We start from the raw sequence: 23,525 nt of genomic DNA, 5'->3' as shown, positions 1-23,525 counted from the left end.
GTACGGGATGTTGTGCGGATTTCGGCTGTTGGTGAGCGGGTGTGACACGCCCCGTCCGGTATATGCCCGCGTCATCGTTCATCGACCGGGAAAAGCGCTCAGCTTGTGGCATCCGCCGGGCTGTCGTGCCGGGCGGGTGCAGACTGCCGAACGGCCGGGCACAGGGGCACGAAGAGGGACGGTGGAGCCATGGCGACGAGGCAGACGCTGCCTGCCGAGACCACCAGTTTTGTGGGCCGCATCCATGAACTCGCGGCGATCCACACCCTGCTGGGGAAACATCGGCTGGTGACGCTGACCGGCGTGGGCGGCGTCGGCAAGTCGCGGCTCGCGCTGCGGACCGCCGAGCGGGTCGCGCCCTGGCTCGCGGACGGCGCCCGCTTCGTACCGCTCGCGCCGCTGCGGGAACCCGCGCTGCTGTGGCACGTCCTGCTGGAGGAGCTGGGCCTCGCCGACCCGTCGCCGCGCACCCCGGAGACGGTGATCACCGAGTGGCTGGCCGACAAGGAGCTGCTGCTGGTGCTCGACTCCTGCGAGCACCTCTCCCTGCCGTGCGCCCGCCTCGTGGCCAAGCTGCTCAAAGCCGGCTCCGGCCTGCGGATCCTCGCGACGAGCCGGCAGCCGCTCGACGTGGACACCGAGCGGTTGTTCGCGGTGTCGCCGCTGCCGGTGCCCGGGCCGCCGCGCTCCCCCGGCGGCCCGGTGGCGTGCGTGCCCGGCGACGCGGTCGAGCTGTTCGCCGAGCGCGCCGCCGCCAGGATTCCCGGATTCGCGCTCACCGACGGCGAGCACGCCGCCGCGGCCGCCGTCTGCCGCCGCCTCGACGGAATCCCGCTGGCCGTTGAGCTGGCCGCCGCCCACCTCGCCGAGCTGCCCCGGCATTCGGTGGAGCAACTGAACGAGCGGCTCCGGCACCGCTTCGAGGCGCTGGACGAGCCGCCCGGCGCGGGTCGCGGTGCTGCCCTCCCCCGGCACCGCACCCTGCGCACCACCATCGGCTGGAGCCACGAACTGTGCACTCCGCTGGAGCGGCTGCTGTGGGCCCGGCTCTCCGTCTTCACCGGCGGCTTCGACCTGGCGGGCGCGCGGGCGGTGGGCGGCGACGGGCCGCTGCCCACGGACGAGGTGGCCTCGGTGCTCGACGGTCTCGTGGCCAAGTCGCTCGTGCTGCGGCTGCCGGACGGCCGCTACGGCATGCTCGACACCGTCGCCGAGTACGGCGTGCGGTGGCTGTCCGAGCTGGACGAGGAGCACGGGGCCCGGCGCAGGCACCGCGACTTCTACCAGGAACTCGCGCGCCGTGCGGACGCCGAGTGGATCGGCCCCGACCAGGTCGACTGGTACCGCCGCCTGGTCGCCGAGCACGCCAACTTCCGTACCGCGCTCGACTTCTGCGTGACCGCGAAGGAGCTCGACGCGGTCCTGGAGATGAGCGGGTCGCTGTGGATGATGTGGTACGCCTTCGGCTTCGCCCGCGAGGGCGCCCTCTACCTGGACGCGGCGCTGGAGCGCTCGGCCGTCGCGGGGCCGGAGCGGACGAAGGCGCTGTGGGCGCGCGCGATGGCGTGCGTGGCGCTCGGCGACCTCGACCGCTGCGCGCGGCTCGCGGCCGAGCTGCGGAACTGCCCCGAGGCTGCCGACGACCCCACCGCGCAGGCCGCGTTCGCCTACGTATGGAGCGCGCCCCTGACGCTCGGCGGGGACCAGCGGCGGGCCGCCGCCGTCCTCGACGCCCCGCCCTGCGGGCCCTTGACGCCGGGCGCGTATCCGGTGGGCTGGTTCATGATGCGGATGTGCCGCGCCTATGTGCACGTCGCCGCGGGCGAGTTCACGGCCTGCGAGAGCGTGGCGGCCGAGATCACCGAGGAGTGCGAGCGGCGCGACGACCGATGGGCGCGCGGCTACGTCGCGTTCGTCCGCGCGCACGCCGCCGTCGGCGCCGGTCGGCTCGCGGAGGCCGCAGCGCACGCGCGGGAGGCCGTCGCGGACAAGGCGCTGCTCCGCGACAGCCTGGGCCTCGCGGCGGCCGTCGACGCCCTGGCCACCGCCGTCACCTGCGCGGGCGAGTCCGCGCACGGCGCCCGACTGCTCGGCATCGCCCAGCGGCTGTGGCAGACGCTCGGCGCCCCGCAGATGGGCGGCGCCGAACTGATGGCCGCCCGCGCCGAGACGGAGCGTCTGAGCCGCGCGGCCATCGGCGACGCCGCGTACGAGAAGGAGTTCACGGAGGGCCTCACCACGGATCCCGACGAGGCGATCGCCTACTGCCTGACGTCCACCGCGACGGACCCCGCCACCGAGGGCTGACGGCCCGGCCGCCGGGCTTCGAGCGCCGCGTGGACCACCGCGAGGACGGCCACCGCCCCGAGCACCGCGGCCGTCGGCGCCGCCCTCGACACGAGCGTGATGACGTACGGCGTGAACATCCCGACGTACGCCGCCGTCCAGAACCGGGCCGTCCAGCCCGCCAGTTGGTGCGGCGGCGCCAGCGCCACCGTGCGGGTCAGCCCGTACGTGAGGGTCAGCCCGTAGCCCGCGCCGAGTATCGCCGCGGCCGGCAGCACCAGGGGCGCGCTGCCCGTACCCGCCGCGACGGCGGCCACCGCCGCGCCCACCGCGACCGTGACAAGCCCCGGCGTCGCCGTCATGACGGCGCGCCGCGCCGTCAGCAGCCCGACGCCGGGGACCACGGCCGTCGCGACACCCGTGAAGATCAGGCCCGTGTGCAGGCTGCCGGGCAGCGTGACGAAACCGATCGTGGGCGCGGTGAAGATCCACGGGGCGACCGAGAGGACCTGGCGGCGGAAGGCGCGGGTGGGGTGCGGCGCGTCCTGGGCGGGCGCCGCGGCCCGGCGCCCGGCATGCGTCTCCGGCTCCCGCACGGCGAGCACCCCCGCCACGAGACCGAGCACGACGTGCGGGACGTACGCCGTCACCATCGGCCAGGGCGCCCACTCGGCGATGAGGGCCGCGCCGAGGCCGCCCGTGGCGAAGCCCGCCGAGACGAAGAGGCCCGAGCGGCGCGGCGAACCGGAGAGCTCCTTGATCCACGCGCTGCCCGCCGCGAGCAGCGCGCCCGCGCTGACGCCCGTGAGGAAGCGGCCGGGCAGCAGCAGCCAGGTCGCCCAGAGCCCGCCCGCCATGAGCAGGAGCGTGGAGAGGACGTTCAGGGCGAGCGCCGCGAGCGCCACCGACCGCCGGCCCCTGCGGTCCGCCATCGGGCCCGCCACGAGCAGCGCCGGGATGAGCCCCACCACGTACACGGCGAACAGGCCCGTGACCGTCGACTCGGTCAGGCCGAGATGGCTGCGGTAGGCGCCGAGCAGCGCCGAGAACTGGTTGGCGCTCCAGCCGGACGCCAGCATGATCCAGGCGGCCCGGCCGCCGTGGACCGGATCCTTGGCGGCGGCGGGCACGGTCGGCGGGGAGGTCACGGGACGGGTCATGCCACCAGTGGTACGGGCCCGGCCGCCGCACGCGCACCGCGCGTTCATGAATCGTGAACGGCGCGTGCCGCTCGCCCCCGGACCGGCCTACGCTGGACGTATGGCGCTTGACCTGCGGCTTCTGTCGTCGTTCCTGGCGGTCGTCGAAGAAGGGCACTTCGGGCGGGCCGCCGGGCGGCTCTTCCTGTCGCCGCCCGCCGTCACCCAGCACGTGCGGCGTCTGGAGAGCGAGGTCGGCGCGCGGCTCCTCGACCGGACGGCGACGCCCGTCGTGCCGACCGCCGCCGGGGTGCGCCTGGCCGGGCACGCGCGCGTCCTGCTCGCCGCCGCGAACGCCGCGCTCGACGACGTCGCCGAAGTCACGGCCCGGGAACCGGACGAGGGCCGGCCGCTGCGGGTGGGGATCATGGGGCACGGCTCGGCCGAGCTGACCCCGGCCGCCATCAACGCCTACCGCAGGGCCCGCCCCGACGTCCGGGTCGAGATCAGGCAGCTGAACTTCACCGAGCACGTGACCGCGCTCCTGGAGGACCGGGTCGACGTCGCGTTCGTACGGCCGAGCCCGGACGACGAGCGGGTCGTCGCCGATGTGCTCACCACGGAGCAGCGGATCGTCGTGGTGCCCGAGCGCTCACCGCTCGCCGACGCCCGCGCGGTCGGCGTCGGCGTCGCGGACATCGCCGAGCTGCCGTTCTTCCGGGTGCCCCGGCACACCCCGCACACCTTCACCGACTACCTGTACTTCGACGACCGGGCGCGGCGCCGCAGCACCGAGTGCGCGCTCACACCGCAGGAGGTGCTGACGGGCGTCGTGACCGGGCGCTCCGCCGGGTCGGGGCTGCGCTCCTTCGCGCGGTACTACGCGTGGCCGGGTGCGGTGTTCGTACCGGTGCTCGACGCGCCGTGGGAGAGCAGTTACCTCGCGGTGCGGGCGGGCGACGACAACCCGGAGGTCCGCATCTTCCGAGCCCTCGCAACGGCCCTGGCGAAGGACCTGGGCCCAACCATCAACACACGCCCCCTGCCAGGCACTTAGAGCCCCTGCGGCGGCACTTAAAGCCCTTGCGGCGAGCATTCAAAGCCCCTGCGGCAGGCATTCAAAGCCCCTGCGGCGAGCATTCAAAGCCCCGGGAGCGGGCATTCAAAGCCCCTGCGGCAGGCATTCAGAGCCCCAGGAGCGGACATTCAAAGCCCCTGCGGCAGGCATTCAAAGCCCCAGGAGCGGACATTCAAAGCCCCTGCGGCAGGCATTCAAAGCCCCGGGAGCGGGCATTCAAAGCCCCTGCGGCGGGCATTCAGAGCCCCGGGAGCGGACATTCAAAGCCCGGGAGCGGGCATTTACAGCCCCGCCGGCGATTGAGGCGCGGGGTCCGGGGCGGAGCCCCGTGACGTGGGACCGGGACGCGCCGCACCACCGGCCCCCGGCCACACCCCCCGCGGCTCAACCGCCGGAGGCACCTCGCACAGGACCAGCGCCACGTCGTCCCGCAGCGGCCCGCCGGTGTGCCCGGTCACCTCCTCGTACAGCTGGTCGAGGGCCTCCCACGGCTGCGCGCGGGACAGCACGCCGCGGGAGCGTTCCAGCAGCGGGAACTCCCTGCCCTGCGCGTCCCGCGCCTCCACCAGTCCGTCCGTGTAGAGGAGCAGCCGGTCCCCGGACTGCATCCAGCAGCGCGACCGCGTCGGCGCGCAGCCGAGGCCGAGCGGCAGCGAAGGGGTCACCGGAGTCAGGAACTTGGGCTGGGCGCCCATCCGCAGCGGCGGTGGATGCCCGCAGTTGACGAGCCTGACCTCGCCGGGCGCGAACTCGGCGAACAGGGCCGTCACGAAGTCCTCCGGGCCGAGCGCGGGCGCGATGCGGGCGTCGAGGAGCACGGCGAGCTCCGTCAGGTCCGCGGTGACGTAGGCGAGGTCGCGGAACCCGTCGGCCACCGCCGCGTTCACACACACCGCGTCGAGCCCGTGCCCCCGGACGTCCCCGATGAACACCCGCAGCCCGTACGGGGTGTTCGCCACCGCGTAGACATCGCCGCCGACCGTGGCGGAGGCCACCGCGCAGTGGTGACGGGTGTGCACCTCGATGTCGCCGAACCGGCCGTCGACCGGGCGCAGCAGCGCCGCCTGGACCACCTGCGCGACCTCGCCGAGCCGGCGCAGCCGGTCCGCGCGGTCCGCGCTCTCGTGGGCGATACGGACGGTGGTGAGGCCGCCGACGAGCAGGACGAGGTACTCGACCGCGAGCCGCGGCCCCGTGTCGACGTGCCGCACGACGCACGCCGTCACCGCGAGGGCCAGCGTCCAGGCAACCGTGGTGAGCGTGGCCCGCACGCCGAACCGGGCGCAGGCCAGGACGGGGCCGATGAGCAGGACCGCGACGGCGGGGTGCCGGCCGTCGAAGAGGACGGCGAGCGCGGCGCACATGCCGAGCAGGCCTGCGCACAGCGCTCCGACGCCCCACCGCTCCCGGGGTCTCCCTCGACCGCTCAGCCACCTTCGGACCGCTCCCGCCGCGCCCATGCAGGGGCCTCCCGTTCCTTCGCCCCGCCTCGGTGAACGGCCCACTATGGTCCACCGGACAAGTCGCCACGGGCGATTGGCCTCCAACCGACCGCTGCGGACCGGAACTGGTCACTCTGCGTCTCATTCAGTCCGGTATCCCGGGCGGCGCCCGGCGAAGCCGCTCAGCTCGGCGCATCCCGCCGAGTCGGCGCACCGGGCGGAGCAGACTGTGGGCGTGGAAAGTCTGCCCGTCGAAGCCACCCGGTTCATCGGCCGCGAGGCCGAACTCGACTACCTGGAACAGGAGCTGAGGGACCACCGGATGCTCACGCTCACCGGTGTCGGCGGAGTCGGCAAGACCCGGCTCGCCGGGCGCCTGGCCCTGCGCAGCGGCCCGCTCGTGGCCGACGCCGTGTGCTTCGTGCCGCTCTCCCCGCTGGCCGACCCCGACCTGCTGGGCAACGTACTCCTGGAGGAGCTGCGGCTCACCGACAACTCGAACGAGGACGCCACGGACGTCGTCGCGCAGTGGCTCGCCGACAAGCGGATACTGCTCGTCCTCGACACCTGCGAGCACCTGCTCGACGACTGCGCGCGCCTCGTCCGCAAGCTGCTCGACCTCGCGCCGGGGCTGCGCGTCCTCGCGACGAGCAGGCAGCCGCTGGGCCTCGTGGACGAGCACCGGTTCACGGTCGCGCCGCTGCCCGTCACCGCCGAGGGCGACGAGGGGCGGCCCGGCGACGCGGTCGCGCTCTTCGCCGACCGGGCCGCGCTCGCCTTCCCCGACTTCCGGCTCGGGCCCGGCGAGCGGGGCGTCGCCGAGGCCGTCTGCCGGCACCTCGACGGCATCCCCCTGGCGATCGAACTGGCCGCCGCCCGGCTCGCCGAGCTGCCCCTGGAGCGGATCGGCTCCCTGCTCAGCGACCGCCTCGACACGCTGACCGCCGCGGACCGGCACACCGAGCCGCCGCGCCACCGCACCCTGCGCGCGGCCATCGGCTGGAGCCACGAACTGTGCGCTCCCCTCGAACGGCTGCTGTGGGCCCGCCTGTCGGTGTTCACCGGCGGCTTCGATCCGGCGGGCGCGCGGGCGGTGGGCAGCGGCGGGCCGCTCGACGAGGACACGGTGACGGCGGCGCTCGACGGGCTCGTGGCGAAATCACTGGTGCGGCGCAGGCCCGGCGGGCGCTACGACATGCTCGACACGGTCCGCGAGTTCGGGGCGTCGTGGCTGGAGCGGCTCGGCCCCGAGGAGGTGGCGGGGGCGCGGCGCAGGCACCGGGACTTCCACCTGGACCTCGCGCGGCGGGCCGACGCGGGCTGGATGGGCCGCGGGCAGGAGCGCTGGTACGAGCGGCTCGTCACGGACCACCCCAACTTCCGTACGGCGCTCGACTTCTGCCTGGAGACCGGCGACGGACCGACCGCGCAGCGCCTCTGCGGACACCTGTGGATCCTCTGGTTCCCCTGCGGCTTCGCCCGCGAGGGCCGGCGGTACGCGGAGGCGGCCCTCGCCCTGTCCGAGCGGCCGGGGTCCGAGGAGCTGCTCGGCCTGTGGGCGCGGGCCGTGTCGGCCATCGCCCAGGGCGACACCGAGACCGGCCTGAAGGTGGCCGCCCAGTTCCGCGACCGCACCCGCCCGCGCCCCAGCCCGGCCCACGTGATGGCGGCCTCGTACCTGGAAGGTACGTCGCTGTGCCTGATGGGCCGGTTGACCGAGGCCGCCGAAGTCCTCGACGCGACGCCGGACACCCGGTCGCACACCGGGCCCTACGAGGCGGCCTGGTTCGTGGCGACGGCCTGCCGCTCGGTCGTCCACGTCATGTCGGGCGAGTTCCGGGAAGCGGCCGTGGTGGCGGCCCGGCTGGTCGACGAGTGCGACCGGCGCGGGGAACAGTGGGCGCGGGCCTGGGCGAGCTGGGCGGCGGCCCTCGCGGCGAACGGCCAGGGCCGCCCCGCCGAGGCGGCACGGCACGCGCTCACGACGATCGCGGGCAAGTCCCGGTTCCGCGACCGGGTGGGCGTCGCCGTCGCGATCGACGCGCTGGCCGCCTCCGTGAGCTCACTCGGCGACCCCCGCCGCGCGGCCCGTCTCCTCGGCATCGGCCAGCGCGTCTGGCAGGGCCTCGGCCGCCCCCAACTCGGCTCCCCCGACCTGATGGCCACCCGCCACCGCACGGAACGCCGCATCCGCGAAACCCTCGACGACACCACGTACGAGTCCCAGTTCGCCTCCGGCCTAGAAATGGAAACCGCAGACGGCATCACCTACAGCCTGTCCACCCGCATTTCAAGCCCCTGCGGCGATTGAGCAGCGAGAGTCCGCATTTCAAGCCCCTGCGGCGATTGAGCAGCGGGGTCCGGGGCAGAGCCCCGAGGCGTGGGGACGGCTCAGCTGGGCGTCCGCGAGGCCGCAGCCAACAACTCGCCCACCTCATCCGTACACAAGGTCAACGCCGCGCCCACCGTCCCGAGCACATCCCGCTCCCCCGCCGAATACATCCCGTCGGCCAGCGCGATCCTCGCCCCCTGCAAGAGGATCGCCTCCCGCCCCGCCGGAGCGAGATGCTGCGCCAGCGGATCGAGCGCCTCGTGCAGCTCGATGGCAAGACCGGCCCCGGCACCACACTGCTCCGCCACCCGCCCCGCATCGGTCATCAACGCGTCGACGAGCGCGGCCAGTTGTTCCTCGGAGGTGTCCTCGAACCCGGCATCCCGCAACGTACCCACCGCGGACTCCAGCGCCAGCGGAGACGTTCCGCCACCCGCGAGGACCGCGAGCACCACCGTGTGCACGGCGTCCCGCAGCATCGCGGAGAAGCGGCGCGTGGTCGGGTGGTCGAGCGCGTCCGTGCCGAACCGGCCCTCACAGGCCGCGCATTCGACGACGGGCCCCGCCTGCCCGCGCGGCACGACGGGCACGCCGAGCAGCACCAACCGGCGCCGTCCCGTCCGCCGTTGATAGTTGCGATCGCCGCCGCAGCCCGGGCAGAAGAACTCGCCGTCGCCCACGGTCGTCCAGACGGTGTGCACCCCGAACACCCGCGAGAGCCCGGTCAGTCCCATGCGTCCCTGATTCGGCAGCACGTCGCACACCTCCCGTCGTGGCGCCGCATCATCGCGGCGTTGGCGTGATGTTAGCCACATTGTTGATGCCGCGTCAGCACCTTGGTCACGCCGAGGTCACGGAACTTCTCGTTCCTGGCCGGGACACGACGCGGCCCCGCACACCCACAAAAGGTGCACGGGGCCGCGTCTTCCCAGCTCAAGTACCTCAGCGGCTCGCGCGGTTGACCGCGGAGACGACCGCCTTCAGCGAAGCACGTGTCGTGTTCGCATCGGTGCCGATACCCCACAGAACCTTGTCCTCGATGGCCACCTCGATGTACGAGGCGGCGACGGCGGAGGCGCCCTCGCTCATCGTGTGCTCCTGGTAGTCCAGCAGCCGGGCGTCGATGCCGATGGCCTGCAGAGCGTTGAAGAAGGCGGAGATCGGGCCGTTGCCGGTGCCGACCAGGACCTGCTCCTCGCCGTCCACCTCGGCCTCGACGGTCAGCGTGTCCACGCCGTCCGTGTCGGTCGTGGTCTGACCGGTCTTGACCTGGATGCGGCCCCACGGGTTCTCGGGGTTGGGCAGGTACTCGTCCTGGAAGACGGCCCAGATGTCCTTCGGCGTGACCTCGCCGCCCTCGGCGTCCGTCTTCTGCTGGATGACCTTGGAGAACTCGACCTGCATGCGGCGCGGCAGGTCCAGGTTGTGCCCGTCCTTCAGGACGTACGCGATACCGCCCTTGCCGGACTGCGAGTTGACGCGGATGACGGCCTCGTAGGAGCGGCCGACGTCCTTCGGGTCGATCGGCAGGTACGGGACGGCCCACTCGATGTCGTCGACGGTGACGCCCTTGGCCTTCGCGTCGGCCTCCATGGCGTCGAAGCCCTTCTTGATGGCGTCCTGGTGGGAGCCGGAGAAGGACGTGTAGACCAGGTCGCCCACGTACGGGTGGCGGGGGTGGACCTCCATCTGGTTGCAGTACTCCCACGTACGACGGATCTCGTCGATGTCGGAGAAGTCGATCTGCGGGTCGACGCCCTGCGAGAACAGGTTCATGCCCAGGGTGACCAGGTCGACGTTGCCGGTGCGCTCGCCCTGGCCGAACAGGCAGCCCTCGACACGGTCGCCGCCCGCCATGACGCCCAGCTCGGCGGCGGCGACGGCGGTGCCGCGGTCGTTGTGCGGGTGGATGGACAGGCAGACGTACTCGCGGCGCGACAGGTTGCGCGACATCCACTCGAAGCGGTCCGCGTGCGTGGACGGCGTCGAACGCTCCACCGTGGCCGGCAGGTTCAGGATGATCTCGCGGTCCGGGCCCGGCTGGTAGACGTCCATGACGGCTTCACAGACCTCCAGGGCGAACTCCAGCTCGGTGTCCGTGAAGATCTCGGGGCTGTACTGGTAGCCGAACTTCGTCTCCGGGCCCAGCAGCTTCTCGGCGTACTCCATGACCAGGCGCGTGCCGTCGACGGCGATCTGCTTGATCTCTTCCTTGGAGCCGCGGAAGACGACGCGGCGGAAGACCGGCGCCGTGGCGTTGTACAGGTGGACCGTGGCGTTCTTGGCGCCCTTCAGGGACTCCACGGTCCGCTCGATCAGGTCCTCGCGGGCCTGGGTCAGTACGGAGATCGTGACGTCGTCCGGAATCGCGGCCGGATCCTCGATGATCGAGCGTACGAAGTCGAAGTCCGTCTGCCCCGACGCGGGGAAGCCGACCTCGATCTCCTTGTAGCCCATCTTGACCAGCAGGTCGAACATCGCGCGCTTGCGGGCCGGGGACATCGGGTCGATCAGCGCCTGGTTGCCGTCGCGCAGATCCGTGGAGAGCCAGCGGGGGGCGGTGGTGATCCGCTTTCCGGGCCATGTGCGGTCCGGGATGTCGACCTGGTCGTACTGGCCGTACTTGTGGATCGGCATGCTGCTGGGCTGCTGGCGGTTTGCCATGATGCGGGGCTCCTCGGAGGTGGCCTTGAAGGCGGCCGACGGCGCAACACCAAACTCCGCGGGGAGGGAGCCGGCCTTTTCTACAGGCCCTCGCCGCGGCAGCTAAGGAGAAGCAGCCCGAAACGCATGATGCACCGCACCTTAGTCGAGTACCGCGTGACGCGAAGACCCGTATCAGTATGCGGGACCGTGGACAGGTAACGGGTAAGAGGTGATCAATACCTCTATTTCGCTAATCATGGTGGCAGGTAGTGACAGCGGCGTGACCCAGTGCCACATTGCCTCGCATGACCGCCACACCAACGGGGAACCCAGCGGGGTTCGAGCCCGTTTTCTGCACCATCGTGCCGCCGCACGTCCTCGACAAGGCAGCGCAGAGCGAGGACTCCGCGATCGCCGCCAAGGCCCGACGCTCCCTGGAGCGCGACGCCTTCGAGCGCACGCACCGCCGGATGACGACCGTCATCGGCGCGCCCTCCGTCGCCCCGCCCGCGGGCGCCGAGGACCGGAAGCCGCACCGCACCCTCTACGACGCCAAGCACGGCACGAACCTGCCGGGCCGCAAGGTGCGCGGCGAGGGCGACAAGCCCGGCAAGGACGCGACCGTCAACCGCGCGTACGCGGGGCTCGGCGCGACGTTCGAGCTGTACCTGGAGAAGTTCTCCCGCCACTCGATCGACGGCAACGGCCTGCCGCTGAACGCGACGGTGCACTACGCCGAGGACTACAACAACGCCTTCTGGAACGGCGAGCAGATGGTGTTCGGCGACGGTGACGGCGAGATCTTCCTCGACTTCACCATCCCCGTCGACGTCATCGGCCACGAGCTGACCCACGGCGTCACGCAGTACACGGCGAACCTGACGTACTTCGGCCAGCCGGGTGCCCTGAACGAGTCGATGTCCGACGTCTTCGGTTCCCTGATCAAGCAGTACACGCTCGGCCAGACCGCCGCAGAGGCCGACTGGCTGATCGGCGCGGGGCTGCTCGCGCCGCGCGTCACGGGCGTCGCCCTGCGCTCCATGAAGGCGCCCGGCACGGCGTACGACGACGACGTGCTCGGCAAGGACCCGCAGCCCGCCGACATGGACCACTTCGTGAGGACGGGCCGGGACAACGGCGGGGTGCACATCAACTCCGGCATCCCCAACCACGCGTTCTACATCCTGGCCGAGTCGCTGGGCGGGTACGCGTGGGAGCGGGCGGGCCAGATCTGGTTCGACACGCTGACCGGCGGCGAGCTCAAGCAGGACTGCCTGTTCCCCGACTTCGCCAAGGCGACGGTGAAGGCGGCGCAGGCCCGCTACGGCGGCGGCGAGGAGTACCAGTCGGTGCTCAAGGCCTGGGAGCAGGTCGGGGTGCCCACGTCCTGACGGCGCACCGGTTTCGGAGTAGACAGGGACCCATGCGTATTCACGTCTCGCGCACGGGCGGATTCGCCGGCATCGACCGGCACGCCGAGGTCGACACGGCGGGCCGGTCCGATGCCCACGAGTGGCACACCCTGGCCGAAAAGGCCCTGGCCTCCGGCCGCAGCACGCCGCCGATAGGCGTCCCGGACGGCTTCAGCTACACGATCACGGTGGACGGGCAGACGGTGTACTGCGCGGATCCCCGTCTCACCGAGGAGCAGCGCAGGCTCATCACGCGGGTTCTGAAGGAAGGGGCGTAGGGAAGGGGCGCGGGGAAGGGGTGTAACAAGCCCCGGCCGCACGGGCGTTGACTTCCTACCGACGGGTACGGATGATCGCGCCCATGACCGCGACCGAGGCACCGCTTCCCGCTTTCCCGCCCGGTTTCCTGTGGGGCGTCTCCACATCGGCCCACCAGATCGAGGGCGCCGTCGAAGGACGTGCGCCCTCGATCTGGGACGCGTTCGGCGCCGAACCCGGCCGGATCAAGGACGGCTCGACGGCGGAGGTGGCCTGCGACCACGTGGCCCGCCACCGGGAGGACGTGGCGCTCGTCCGTGACCTGGGCGTGGACGCGTACCGCTTCTCCGTCTCGTGGCCCCGGGTGCTCGCGCCCGGCGGCCTGGACTTCTACGACCGGCTCGTCGACGAGCTGTGCGCGCAGGGCGTGCGCCCCGTCCCCACGCTCTTCCACTGGGACCTGCCACTGTCCCTTCAAGAGGCGGGTGGCTGGCTGGAGCGGGACACGGCGTCCCGGTTCGCCGAGTACACGGCGACGGTCGCGGGCCGCCTCGGCGACCGCGTCGACAAGTGGATCACTCTCAACGAACCCGCTGAGCACACCCTGCTGGGGCACGCGCTCGGCGAGCACGCCCCCGGCAAGAAGCTGCTCTTCGACGCGCTGCCCGTGGCCCACCACCAGCTCCTCGCCCACGGTCTCGCGGCGCGGGCGCTGCGCGCGGCGGGCGCCCGCGACATCGGGATCGCCAACTCGCACGGCCCGACCTGGCCCGCCTCCGCCGACCCCGCCGACACCGGGGCCGCCGACCTGTACGACGTGATCCTCAACCGGCTCTTCTCCGACCCGCTGCTGCTGGGCCGGTACCCGGACGGATTCGGGGAGCTGATGCCCGGCGCCGACGTGGCCGCCGACCTGAAGGTGATCTCCGAGGACACGCTCGACTGGTACGGGATCAACTTCTACCAGCCGACGAAGGTGGGCGCGCCCGGCGCCGCCGACGTGGACTTCTCCGGCATCACCCTCCCCGCCGAACTCCCCTTCTCCGTCAAGGAGATCGAGGGGTACCCGACGACGGACTTCGGCTGGCCGGTGGTGCCCGACGCGCTCACCGAACTCCTCGTGGGCTTCCGCGAGCGCTACGGCGACCGGCTGCCGCCGCTCGTCATCACGGAGAACGGCTGCGCGTACGAGGGGCTCGACGACCAGGAGCGCATCGCGTACCTGGACGGCCACATCCGGGCGGTGCACCGGGCCGTCACGGCAGGCGTCGACGTGCGCGGCTACTTCGTCTGGTCGCTGCTGGACAACTTCGAATGGGCGGAGGGCTACACGAAGCGCTTCGGCCTCGTGCACGTCGACTACGCGACGCAGCAGCGCACCCCGAAGGCGTCGTACGGCTGGCTGCAAGGCGCGCTGCGGGCCCGCCGGGCATGACGGACCTCGCCCTTCAGGAGCCCTCCGAGCGGGTCGGTCGCGGCTGGACTGCGGCGCTGTCGCTGGCCAACGGGGCGATCTGGGTGGGCTGGTACGGGCCGCTGCAGATCCTGCTCGCCCGGCAGTCCGAGCATTTCGCGCCGGGCACGGGCCTGTCGAAGGAGTCGCTGCTCGCGTGGGTGACGGGCGTCGGGGCGGTGGTGTCCCTGGCGGCGAATCCGCTCTTCGGCGCCCTCTCGGACCGCACGGTGTCGCGGTACGGGCGGCGCACGCCGTGGATCGTGGCGGGCGCGGCGGGCGGCGCCCTGTCGCTGCTGCTGCTCGGGGGCGCGGGCACGGTGTGGGTGCTGTTCGCCGGCTGGTGCCTGGTGCAGCTGGCCCTGAACGCGGCGTTCGCGGCGGTCACGGCGGCCGTCCCCGACCGGGTGCCGCGGCGTCAGCGGGGCGCGGTGGGCGGCTGGCTGGGGGCGGCGCAGATCCTCGGCGTGGTCGTCGGCACGGGGCTCGCGACGGTGGCGGGCGGGGTGGGCGCCGGGTATGCGGCGTGCGCCGCGTTCACGCTCCTCGGCGTGGCGCCGTACGTGCTGCGCCACCCGGACCTGCGGCTCGCGGCGGCCGACCGTCCGGCGTGGTCGTGGCGCCGGTTCGCCGCGGGGTTCCGGCTGAGCCCGCGGCGGTACCCGGACCTCGGCTGGGCGTGGCTGACCCGCTTCCTGATCAACCTGGGAAACGCGCTGGTCCTGCTCTACCTCTACTACTACCTGCGCGACCGGCTGCACCTCGACGACCCGGACGCGGGGGTCCTCGTGCTGACCGCGGTGAACGGTGTGACGCTGCTCGCCACCGTCGTGGTGGGCGGCGCCTGGTCCGACCGGGTGGGGCGGCGCAAGCCGTTCGTGCTGTGGTCGGGCGTGCTGATGGCGGCGGCGACCGGGATGCTCGCCGGGTGGCAGACCTGGCCGGGCGCGATCGTCGCGGCGGCCGTCCTCGGCGTCGGCTTCGGCGTGTTCACCTCGGTCGACTTCGCGCTGATGACCGACGTCCTGCCGAAGGCGCTCGACCGCGGCAAGGACCTCGGTGTCATCAACATCGCCAACTCCCTCCCCCAGGTCGCCGCCCCCGCGCTCGCCGCTCCGCTGGTGAACCAGTTGGGCGGGTACCGGGTGCTGTACCTGGTGGCGGCGGGGGTGGGGCTCGCGGGGGCGCTGCTGGTGCGGCGGATCAAGGGAGTGGCCTGACGCGCCGCACCGGGAGCCGCGCCTACATCACCCCGGCGTCCCGTGCCGTCCACGCCGACGGGTAGATCGGGCGGAAGCCCAGCTCGTGCCGGATACGGCCCGTCGACATCACGGAGTGCCACGGGTCCGGGGCCTCCTTCTCGTACACCTCCGGAGGCACCGGCAGCCCGCCCAGCTGGAAGAGGTCGACCGTGGTCACCGGGGCGTCGTCGGCGATGTTGTAGACCCCGGACGCCCCGGCCGCGTACAGCAGACGCCGCAGGCCCTGCGCCACATCGGCGTGGTGGCCCATGTGGAGGCGCTGCATGGCGGGCCAGGACGGCGCCCACTCGAGCGCGTTGTCGATGTGCGGGTCGCCGTCGCCGTACACGAAGGGCAGCCGCCCGATCCGCAGGTCGTCGAGCCCGTCCAGGGCGCCGAGGGCCCGCTCCGCCTCCCACTTGGACTGCGGGTAGGCGCCCCACAGGTGCCCGCCCGGCCGCGTCTCGTCGTCCTCGACCAGCGGCCTGCCGCGCCCCGCCCCGTACACGAGGCCGGTGCTGACCTGCACGAACCGCCGCACGCCCGAGGCCACAGCGGCCCGCCCAAGCTCGATCGCGGCGTCCCGGTTGACCGCCTGCGCCTCCTCGTCCGGCACCCCGCGGAAGGCCGCGGCCACATTCAGCACGGAGTCCGCACCGGCCGTCGCCTTGCCCAGCGCGTCCACGTCCCGCAGATCGCCGACGACGACCTCGGCGCCGAGCTCCGCGAAGCGCTCGCCGCGCGCCTCGTCCCGTACGAGCACCCGCACCCGGTCGCCCTGCGGCGCGCCCTGGATCAGTCGCGGCACGAACCGCCGCCCGACCTGTCCCGTCGCACCCGTCACCAGTGTCAGCATGGCCGCCTCCTTGTCGCCGTGGCCCGTTGTCGTAGCCATGCCTGAAGCCTGTGGCAGCGACCGCCGCGGCGGGAGAGACGCGTTCATCCAGGGACCGGCACTCCCTGGATACGCACTGGATAGCGGCCCCGTACCGGGCGATCCTGAAGAGGTGAACCGAACCGAGCTCGCCGACTTCCTGCGCCGCTGCCGCACCCGGCTGAACCCGTCCGACGTCGGCATGACCGCGGGACCGCGGCGCCGCACGCCGGGGCTGCGCCGCGAGGAGGTGGCCCAGCTCGCCGGGATGTCCACGGACTACTACACGCGCCTGGAGCAGCGCCGCGGCTCGCACCCCTCGCGGCAGATGCTGACCGCGCTGGCCCGCGCGCTGCGCCTCACCGACGCCGAGCGCGACCACCTGTTCCATCTGGCGGGCGAGGAGCCGCCGCGGCCGGGCGGTTCGTCGGTGCACGTGCGGCCGGGGCTGCTGCTGATCCTGGACCGGCTGCACGATCTGCCGGCGAGCGTGATGAGCGACTGGGGCGAGATGCTCGCGCAGAACGCGATGTCGGTGGCGCTGACCGGCGACCACACGGGGACCAATCTGATCCGCCGCTGGTTCACCGACCCGGCGGGCCGCACCCTGGCACCGCCCGAGAAGCACGAGGAGCACAGCCGGGCCCACGTGGCGAGCCTGCGGGCGGTCAGCGCGGCCCGTCCGAAGGATCCGGGTCCTGCCGCGCTCGTGGCCGAGCTGCGGGCCGCGTCGAAGGAGTTCGAGGAGCTGTGGGCCTCGCACGAGGTGGTGGTGCGCCGCCCGTCACCGAAGCGGTTCCTGCACCCCGTGGTCGGCGCCCTCGACCTGGACTGCGAGGTCCTGGTCGGCGACGGGCACAGCCAGCAGCTCGTCGTGCACTCGGCGCGGCCGGGCACGGAGACGTACGAACGGCTTGAGCTGCTGCGGGTGGTCGGCCTTCAGGACCTGGCGCCGAGCGGTCCTTAACGGGATCAGAAGCCGAGCTTGCGGAGCTGGCGCGGGTCGCGCTGCCAGTCCTTCGCCACCTTGACGTGCAGGTCGAGGTAGACCGGCGTGCCGAGCAGCGCCTCGATCTGCTTGCGGGACTTGATGCCGACGTCCTTCAGGCGCTTGCCCTTCGGGCCGATGATGATGCCCTTCTGGCTGGGCCGCTCGATGTAGACGAACGCGTGGATGTCGAGGAGCGGCTTGTCCTTGGGCCGGTCCTCGCGCGGCAGCATCTCCTCGACCACGACGGCGATGGAGTGCGGCAGCTCGTCCCGTACGCCTTCGAGCGCGGCCTCGCGGATCAGCTCCGCGACCATGACCTGCTCGGGCTCGTCGGTGAGGTCGCCCTCGGGGTAGAGCATCGGCCCTTCGGGCAGCATCGGGATCAGCAGATCGGCCAGCAGGTCGACCTGCTTCTCGCCGACGGCCGAGACCGGCACGATCTCCGCCCACTCGATGCCCAGCTCCTTGCCGAGCTGGTCGATGGCGATGAGCTGCTCGGCGAGGGTCTTGCTGTCGACGAGGTCCGTCTTGGTGACGATGGCGACCTTCGGCGTCTTCTTGATCGACGCGAGTTCCTTGGCGATGAACTTGTCGCCGGGGCCGAGCTTCTGGTCGGCGGGCAGGCAGAAGCCGATGACGTCGACCTCGGCCCACGTGGTGCGCACGACGTCGTTGAGCCGCTCGCCCAGCAGCGTGCGCGGCTTGTGCAGGCCGGGGGTGTCCACCAGGATCAGCTGCGCGTCGTCGCGGTGCACGATGCCGCGCACGGTGTGCCGCGTGGTCTGCGGCTGGTCGGCGGTGATGGCCACCTTCTTGCCGACCAGAGCGTTCGTGAGGGTGGACTTGCCCGCGTTGGGGCGGCCGACGAAGCAGGCGAAGCCGGCGCGGTGCGCGGGCTCCGGGGAATTCGACGACTGGGACTGCTGGGTACGAGCGCTCATGGCGCCCATTGTCCCCGATGGCGGGGGTGCCGCAGCACAGTGAGGTACCGGTAACCGCCCGGCAACAAGAAACACGGCGGAAACCCGAGCGTGCGGTTCCGGAAACGCGGACCCATGACGCTGATCGGCATGCCTCCCACGACCGTCCCCCTCGCGGCCCCCGCTCTCGACACCGGCGACACCGCCTGGCTGCTCGCCGCCACCGCCCTCGTCCTGCTCATGACGCCGGGACTCGCCCTCTTCTACGGCGGCATGGTCCGCACGAAGAGCGTCTTGAACATGCTGATGATGAGCTTCGTGTCGATCGCCCTGGTGACGGTGGTGTGGCTGGTCGCGGGGTACTCGCTGGCCTTCGGCGACGACGCCTTCGCGGGGCTTATCGGCGGCCTGGAGCACGCGGGCATGGTCGGCATCGGCCCGTCCGACGTGACCGGCACGGTGCCCACCTTCCTCTTCACGACCTTCCAGCTGACCTTCGCGATCCTCACGGCGGCGCTGATCAGCGGGGCGGTCGCGGACCGTACGAAGTTCGGGGCGTGGCTCGTCTTCGTACCGGTGTGGGCACTGCTCGTATACGTTCCCGTGGCGCACTGGGTGTGGGGGCCCGGAGGGTGGATCGCCGAGCGTCTGGGGGCGCTGGACTTCGCGGGCGGACTGGTCGTCGAGATCGCCTCGGGCGCGTCGGGCCTGGCGCTCTGTCTCGTCCTCGGCCCGCGCATCGGCTTCAAGAAGGAGGCGATGCGCCCGCACAACCTGCCGATGGTGATCATGGGTGCGGGGCTGCTGTGGTTCGGCTGGCTGGGCTTCAACGGCGGTTCGGCGCTCGGGGCGAACGGGGTCGCCGCGGCCTCCCTCTTCAACACCCTGATCGCGGGCTGCACGGGGCTGCTGGGCTGGTTGTTCGTGGAGCAGAAGCGGGACGGGCACCCGACGACGTTCGGCGCGGCGTCCGGCGCGGTGGCGGGCCTGGTCGCGATCACCCCGGCCTGCGGTGTCGTGGGAGTGCCGGGCGCGGCGGTGGTCGGACTCGCGGCCGGTGTCGTCTGCTCGTACGCGGTCGCCTGGAAACTGCGCTTCCACTACGACGACTCGCTGGACGTCGTGGGCGTGCACTTCATCGGCGGCGTGGTGGGCACGGTCCTCATCGGCCTGTTCGCGACCTCGGCGATGACCGGCTCCGCGGCCAAGGAGGGCCTGTTCTACGGCGGCGGCTTCGCCCAACTGGGCAAGCAGCTGCTGGCGGTGCTTGTGGTGGCGGCCTACACGTTCCTCGTCACCTACGGCATCGGAAAGGCCATCGACAAGGTCATGGGCTTCCGGGCGGCGGCGGAGGAGGAACTGACCGGCCTCGACCAGACGGCCCACGCGGAGAGTGCGTACGATCACGGCGTCCTGAGTGCCGCCCCCGTCTCCCGAAAGGTCGCGCCATGAAGCTGATCACCGCGGTCGTGAAGCCGTTCCGCCTCGACGAGGTCAAGACCGCGCTGCGGGAGCTGGGCGTGGACGGCCTGACCGTCACCGAGGCCAGCGGCTACGGCCGCCAGCGCGGCCACACCGAGGTCTACCGGGGCGCCGAGTACCAGGTCGACCTGGTCCCGAAGGCGCGCATCGAGGTGGTCGTCGAGGACGCCGACCTGGAGCCCGCGATGGAAGCGATCGTCCGAGCGGCCCGCACCGGCAAGATCGGCGACGGCAAGGTGTGGGCAACCCCAGTGGACACGATCATCCGCGTCCGCACGGGCGAACGCGGCCCGGATGCCATCTGACCCGTTCCAAGCCCCGCGCCGTTGAGCGCGCGGCACCGCACGGGGCCCTGCCCCGGACCCCGCGCCTCAATCGCCGGCGGGGCTTGATTCGGCTCAACCATGCCTGTCGGGTGCGGCTCGGTAATTCAAGCCCCTGCGGCGATTGAGCAGCGGGGTCCGGGGCGGAGCCCCGCGGCCGCAACCACGGTTCCGGTCACAGCCCCGCCTTGGCGCCGCACACCGGCCACGCCCCCGGCCCCTGTTCGGCCAGAACCTTGTCGGCGACCGCCATCTGCTGATCCGGCGTCGCCTGCCCCGCAGACGCCGCATACTGCGTACCGCCATACGCCGCCCACGTCGACGGAGTGAACTGCAGCCCACCCGAGAACCCGTTCCCGGTGTTCGCAGCCCAGTCCCCACTGGCCTCGCACTGGGCAACGGCCTGCCACTGGGACGCGGAGGCCCCGGTCGCCGCCGAGGCACTGCCGGTCCCCGCGAGCACCAGCACCCCACCGGCACCGGCCAGCACGGCGGCGGTGCCCAGACGACGGACGCGGGACATACGGGCGGCGGGACGACGAAGAGCAGCGGTGAACACGGAACAGAACCTTTGCTTGGGGGAGGTGGTGGGTCACCCGGTGCGGCTGCCGGTCGGTCGGCTGCCGCAGCGGGCGACCACTCCACCGTGAGCCACGCGAAGCCGCCGCCCCATGGGTCGCCCGACCCACCGCCCCACCCTTCGGTCCCCGCCGGGACCTCCGCCCCGCCGGGCCCCGCGACCCGGGCCGAAGGTCCCCGCGACCGCCCACCGCGCCCCGGCCCCCGAACGCACGACGTCCGCCGCACCGGGCCGTCGGGCCCGGACGTACGGCGGACGTGAGCGTACTCACAGCAGGGGTCAGCCGGCCTGCAGCGTCTCCTTCACCGCACCGTCGCCCCCGGCGAGGAACACCGGCGTACCGGCCCCGCCCAGGTCACGTACGGCGGCGAGGTCCTCGGCCGGAAGCTGCTCGACGGCGGAGACGACGGCCGCCGCCTCCAGGGACTGCGCGCCGGACGCCACCGCCATGGCGACGGCCGTCTGCAGCGCGGTCAGCTTCAGGGAGTCGAGGGCGACGGTGCCCGCGACGTAGGTGCGCCCCGTCTCGTCGCGCACGGCCGCCCCCTCGGGCACGCCGTTGCGGGCCCGCGCGGAGCGGGCCAGGGTGACGATCTTGCGGTCCTCGGGGCCGAGGTCGGTGCTCTCAGTCATGGGGTGAGCATAGGGAAGACGTACGACGGGGCACTCACCCGGCCACCGGATACATCGCGCCGCGCCGTCCCTCCGGCGAGGCCAGCCACTCCAGCTTGGCCGCCGTGTCCGCCTCGGCCAGCGGCGTGTGCAGCACGACGGTGAGGTCGGGCCGCGCGGGGATCTTCATGGCGGTCGACTCCAGGTGCAGCAGCCCGGCCACGGGATGCGTGAGCTCCTTGCGGACCTGCCCCTGCGCCTTGATGTCACGGCGCTCCCACAGCTCCACGAACTCCGGGCTCACCGCCTTCAGTTCGGCGACGACCTCCTGGAACCCCTCGTCGTCGGGGCACTCGGAGCAGGCGGCGCGGAACTGGGCGACGACCGTCGCCGCGTTCTGCTCCCAGCTCTCGCTGCGGGAGCGGTAGAGGGAGTCGGTGAAGAAGTCGATGACGCAGTTCTGCCGGTTCTCCGGGCGCATCGCGAGGACGATCGCCGCCGCGTCGTTGTACATCACGCAGTTGTAGTAGACGTCCATGATGTGCGCCGGGTACGGCATCCAGGCGTCGATGAGCCGCTGCAGCCCGTCGCACATCTGCTGGTCGCCGGCCTCCACCTCGTACGCGGGCGGGTTGAGCCCCGCGAGCACGTACAGATGGCGCCGCTCCGCGCTGGTCAGTTTCAGGACGCGGGCCACCGAGTCGAGCACCTGCGGCGACACGGAGATGTCCCGCCCCTGCTCCAGCCACTGGTACCAGGAGGCACCGACGCCCGCGAGCACGGCGACCTCCTCGCGGCGCAGTCCCGGCGTCCGCCTGCGGGCACCACCGTCGGGCAGCCCCGCCTCGGTGGGCGAGACCCGCGCCCGCCGGCTCATCAGGAACTCCCGCAACTCGCCGAGCCGGTGCTTCTTGAGCGCTGCGCTCTCGGCCACGTACAACTCCCCCCGGTTGTCTGGTGGTGCGACCACCAGCATAAGTTCCCACTCTCCACGGTTATTCCGGTCGTACGAAGCTCATGGCCATGGCGATCGACACCGCATCCACCGAGACCTCCCGGGTCCAACCACCCACTCCCGCGCCCCGCCTCTCGGGCCGCGACAAGCTCGTCCTCTTCGTCCTGTGCGCCGCCCAGTTCATGGTGGCGCTCGACTTCTCCGTACTGAACGTGGCGCTGCCGGTGCTCGGTCCCGACCTCGGCATGAGCGCGTCCGCGCTGCAGTGGGCGGTGACCGCCTTCGCCCTTCCGTCCGGCGGTTTCCTGCTCCTCTTCGGCCGGATCGGCGACCTGTTCGGGCGGCGCCGGATCTTCCTGTCCGGGCTCGCCCTGTTCGGCGCGGCCTCGCTGCTCGCGACGTTCGCGTGGGACCCGGCGTCGTTCCTGACGGGCCGTGCGCTCCAGGGCATGGGCGCGGCGGCGATCGTGCCGACCGGCATGTCGCTGCTGACGACGACGTTCCCCGAGGGCCCGCGGCGCGACAAGGCACTCGGCATCTCCGGCACCCTGATGTCCCTCGGCTTCACCGTCGGCATGGTGGCCGGCGGTGTCCTCACCGACGCCCTCGGCTGGCGCTCCACGATGGGTCTGCTGACGGTCTTCGCCGTGCTGGTGCTGCCGCTGGCCCCCGGTCTGCTGCCCGAGTCCCGCACCCCGGACCGCCCGCGCCTCGACGTCCCCGGCGCCGTCACGGTCACCGGCGGACTGCTCGCCCTGATCTACGCGCTGTCCACGGCGGCGGAGGCCGGCTTCGGCCGCGCCGACGTCCTCGTCACGCTCGTCGCGGGCCTCGCCCTGCTGGCCGCGTTCGGCTACGTCGAGTCCCGCAGCGCCCAGCCGCTGGTGTCGCTGCCGATGCTGCGCCGCCGCACCATCGCCTGGGGCAACGTGGGCGGCCTGGTCACCTTCTCGATGATGTCGACGATCGTCTTCGTGCTGACCCTGTACTTGCAGGAGGTGCTGCGCCTGTCGGCCTTCCAGACCGGCCTCGTCTTCGGCGTCCAGGGCGTCCTGTCGGTGATCGCGGGCACGTACACGCCGAAGGTCGTCGGCCGCTTCGGCGCCCGCCGCACCCTGGTCGCCTCGCTCGCCGGACAGGGCGTGCTCATCGCCTCGCTCCTGGAAATCGGCACGGGCGGCGCCTCGGTCTGGCTCGCGACCGCCGGGGTCTCACTGGCCAGCGCCTTCCACCTCGGCGCGATCATCTCGTACGGCCTCACGGTCACCTCGGGCGTCCCGAACGAGGAGCAGGGCCTGGCCACCGGCCTGGTCACCTCGACCCAGCAGGTCGGCATCACGGTCGGCATCCCCCTCCTCGGCGTCCTCGCGACGACCTCGACGGACCTGCTGACCGGTGTGCACACGGTGATCGCCCTGGACGCGGCGATCGTCCTGGTGGCGGCGGCCCTGGTGGGGCTGGGCCTGCGGACGCGGCGGGACTAGACGGCCGGGGCGGTGCG

General features: G+C 72.4%; 20 protein-coding genes. 11 read left to right on the top strand and 9 right to left on the bottom strand.

Going from position 1 to position 23,525, the window contains the following annotated elements; translation table 11 throughout:
* The first annotated feature begins 189 nt into the window (after positions 1-189).
* A complete protein-coding gene (locus ACY34M_RS02515; protein ID WP_462717365.1) occupies positions 190-2,307 on the top strand; it encodes an ATP-binding protein in 2,118 nt (705 codons plus the stop codon).
* Here the strand turns inward: ACY34M_RS02515 and ACY34M_RS02510 are convergent.
* Positions 2,262-3,446, bottom strand: coding sequence for an MFS transporter (locus ACY34M_RS02510; protein ID WP_462717364.1), 1,185 nt, complete (start codon positions 3,444-3,446; stop codon positions 2,262-2,264). The two genes, ACY34M_RS02515 and ACY34M_RS02510, sit on opposite strands and share 46 nt — an antisense overlap.
* Before the next feature lie 100 nt (positions 3,447-3,546).
* Here ACY34M_RS02510 and ACY34M_RS02505 point away from each other — a divergent pair, with 100 nt between their 5' ends.
* Positions 3,547-4,482, top strand: a complete 936-nt coding sequence (locus ACY34M_RS02505) for a LysR family transcriptional regulator (protein ID WP_462717363.1) — start codon at positions 3,547-3,549, stop codon at positions 4,480-4,482.
* Positions 4,483-4,784: 302 nt separating this feature from the next.
* Here ACY34M_RS02505 and ACY34M_RS02500 read toward each other — a convergent pair whose 3' ends face one another.
* Positions 4,785-5,963 (bottom strand): PP2C family protein-serine/threonine phosphatase, encoded by a 1,179-nt coding sequence (locus tag ACY34M_RS02500; RefSeq protein WP_462717362.1) that lies wholly within the window; start codon positions 5,961-5,963, stop codon positions 4,785-4,787.
* A 217-nt stretch (positions 5,964-6,180) separates the two neighbouring features.
* Between ACY34M_RS02500 and ACY34M_RS02495 the strand changes: the two genes are divergently transcribed.
* Positions 6,181-8,256, top strand: coding sequence for an ATP-binding protein (locus ACY34M_RS02495; protein ID WP_462717361.1), 2,076 nt, complete (start codon positions 6,181-6,183; stop codon positions 8,254-8,256).
* A gap of 80 nt (positions 8,257-8,336) precedes the next feature.
* Here the strand turns inward: ACY34M_RS02495 and ACY34M_RS02490 are convergent, their stop codons facing one another.
* Positions 8,337-9,032 carry a tellurite resistance TerB family protein gene (locus tag ACY34M_RS02490; RefSeq protein WP_462717360.1) on the bottom strand — a complete coding sequence of 232 codons (696 nt, stop codon included), beginning with the start codon at positions 9,030-9,032 and terminating at the stop codon, positions 8,337-8,339.
* 187 nt (positions 9,033-9,219) lie between these two features.
* Positions 9,220-10,941: a 2-isopropylmalate synthase gene (gene leuA, locus ACY34M_RS02485; protein ID WP_462717359.1), complete on the bottom strand. Its 1,722-nt coding sequence runs from the start codon at positions 10,939-10,941 to the stop codon at positions 9,220-9,222.
* Between the two features lie 287 nt (positions 10,942-11,228).
* Here leuA and ACY34M_RS02480 point away from each other — a divergent pair, with 287 nt between their 5' ends.
* The 4 genes from ACY34M_RS02480 (at position 11,229) to ACY34M_RS02465 (ending at position 15,266) form a co-directional block, all read left to right on the top strand.
* Positions 11,229-12,314, top strand: a complete 1,086-nt coding sequence (locus ACY34M_RS02480; RefSeq protein WP_462717358.1) for a M4 family metallopeptidase — start codon at positions 11,229-11,231, stop codon at positions 12,312-12,314.
* 32 nt (positions 12,315-12,346) lie between these two features.
* Positions 12,347-12,613: a protealysin inhibitor emfourin gene (locus ACY34M_RS02475; RefSeq protein WP_462717357.1), complete on the top strand. Its 267-nt coding sequence runs from the start codon at positions 12,347-12,349 to the stop codon at positions 12,611-12,613.
* Between the two features lie 83 nt (positions 12,614-12,696).
* Positions 12,697-14,028, top strand: coding sequence for a GH1 family beta-glucosidase (locus tag ACY34M_RS02470; RefSeq protein ID WP_462717356.1), 1,332 nt, complete (start codon positions 12,697-12,699; stop codon positions 14,026-14,028).
* A complete protein-coding gene (locus ACY34M_RS02465; protein ID WP_462717355.1) occupies positions 14,025-15,266 on the top strand; it encodes an MFS transporter in 1,242 nt (413 codons plus the stop codon). Before ACY34M_RS02470 ends, ACY34M_RS02465 begins: the two co-directional genes overlap by 4 nt.
* A 22-nt stretch (positions 15,267-15,288) precedes the next feature.
* Here ACY34M_RS02465 and ACY34M_RS02460 read toward each other — a convergent pair whose 3' ends face one another.
* On the bottom strand, positions 15,289-16,143 hold the full coding sequence (locus ACY34M_RS02460) for an NAD-dependent epimerase/dehydratase family protein (protein WP_462717712.1): 855 nt from the start codon (positions 16,141-16,143) through the stop codon (positions 15,289-15,291).
* A gap of 151 nt (positions 16,144-16,294) precedes the next feature.
* Between ACY34M_RS02460 and ACY34M_RS02455 the strand changes: the two genes are divergently transcribed.
* Positions 16,295-17,128, top strand: a complete 834-nt coding sequence (locus tag ACY34M_RS02455) for a helix-turn-helix transcriptional regulator (protein WP_462717354.1) — start codon at positions 16,295-16,297, stop codon at positions 17,126-17,128.
* 5 nt (positions 17,129-17,133) lie between these two features.
* Here the strand turns inward: ACY34M_RS02455 and era are convergent, their stop codons facing one another.
* On the bottom strand, positions 17,134-18,102 hold the full coding sequence (gene era, locus ACY34M_RS02450; RefSeq protein ID WP_462717353.1) for a GTPase Era: 969 nt from the start codon (positions 18,100-18,102) through the stop codon (positions 17,134-17,136).
* A 120-nt stretch (positions 18,103-18,222) separates the two neighbouring features.
* Here era and ACY34M_RS02445 point away from each other — a divergent pair, with 120 nt between their 5' ends.
* Complete coding sequence (locus tag ACY34M_RS02445) at positions 18,223-19,524, top strand: ammonium transporter (protein ID WP_462717352.1); 1,302 nt, start codon at positions 18,223-18,225, stop codon at positions 19,522-19,524.
* Complete coding sequence (locus tag ACY34M_RS02440) at positions 19,521-19,859, top strand: P-II family nitrogen regulator (RefSeq protein WP_462717351.1); 339 nt, start codon at positions 19,521-19,523, stop codon at positions 19,857-19,859. Before ACY34M_RS02445 ends, ACY34M_RS02440 begins: the two co-directional genes overlap by 4 nt.
* A gap of 193 nt (positions 19,860-20,052) precedes the next feature.
* On the opposite strand, the gene ACY34M_RS02435 is transcribed toward ACY34M_RS02440, so the two are convergent.
* The 3 genes from ACY34M_RS02435 to ACY34M_RS02425 all read right to left on the bottom strand — a co-directional run bounded on the left by ACY34M_RS02435 (position 20,053) and on the right by ACY34M_RS02425 (position 22,045).
* On the bottom strand, positions 20,053-20,436 hold the full coding sequence (locus ACY34M_RS02435; protein WP_462717350.1) for a transglycosylase family protein: 384 nt from the start codon (positions 20,434-20,436) through the stop codon (positions 20,053-20,055).
* A gap of 300 nt (positions 20,437-20,736) precedes the next feature.
* Positions 20,737-21,090, bottom strand: a complete 354-nt coding sequence (locus ACY34M_RS02430) for a cytidine deaminase (protein WP_462717349.1) — start codon at positions 21,088-21,090, stop codon at positions 20,737-20,739.
* 34 nt (positions 21,091-21,124) lie between these two features.
* Complete coding sequence (locus tag ACY34M_RS02425) at positions 21,125-22,045, bottom strand: helix-turn-helix transcriptional regulator (protein ID WP_462717348.1); 921 nt, start codon at positions 22,043-22,045, stop codon at positions 21,125-21,127.
* Positions 22,046-22,092: 47 nt separating this feature from the next.
* On the opposite strand from ACY34M_RS02425, the gene ACY34M_RS02420 reads away from it, so the two are divergent.
* Positions 22,093-23,508, top strand: coding sequence for an MFS transporter (locus tag ACY34M_RS02420; protein ID WP_462717347.1), 1,416 nt, complete (start codon positions 22,093-22,095; stop codon positions 23,506-23,508).
* The last annotated feature ends 17 nt before the right edge of the window (positions 23,509-23,525 follow it).

The sequence above is a fragment of the Streptomyces sp. EDA2-14 genome (genome assembly GCF_054963755.1).
Note: the sequence above shows the minus strand (reverse complement) of the source record. Positions and strands in the feature narration are given on the sequence as shown.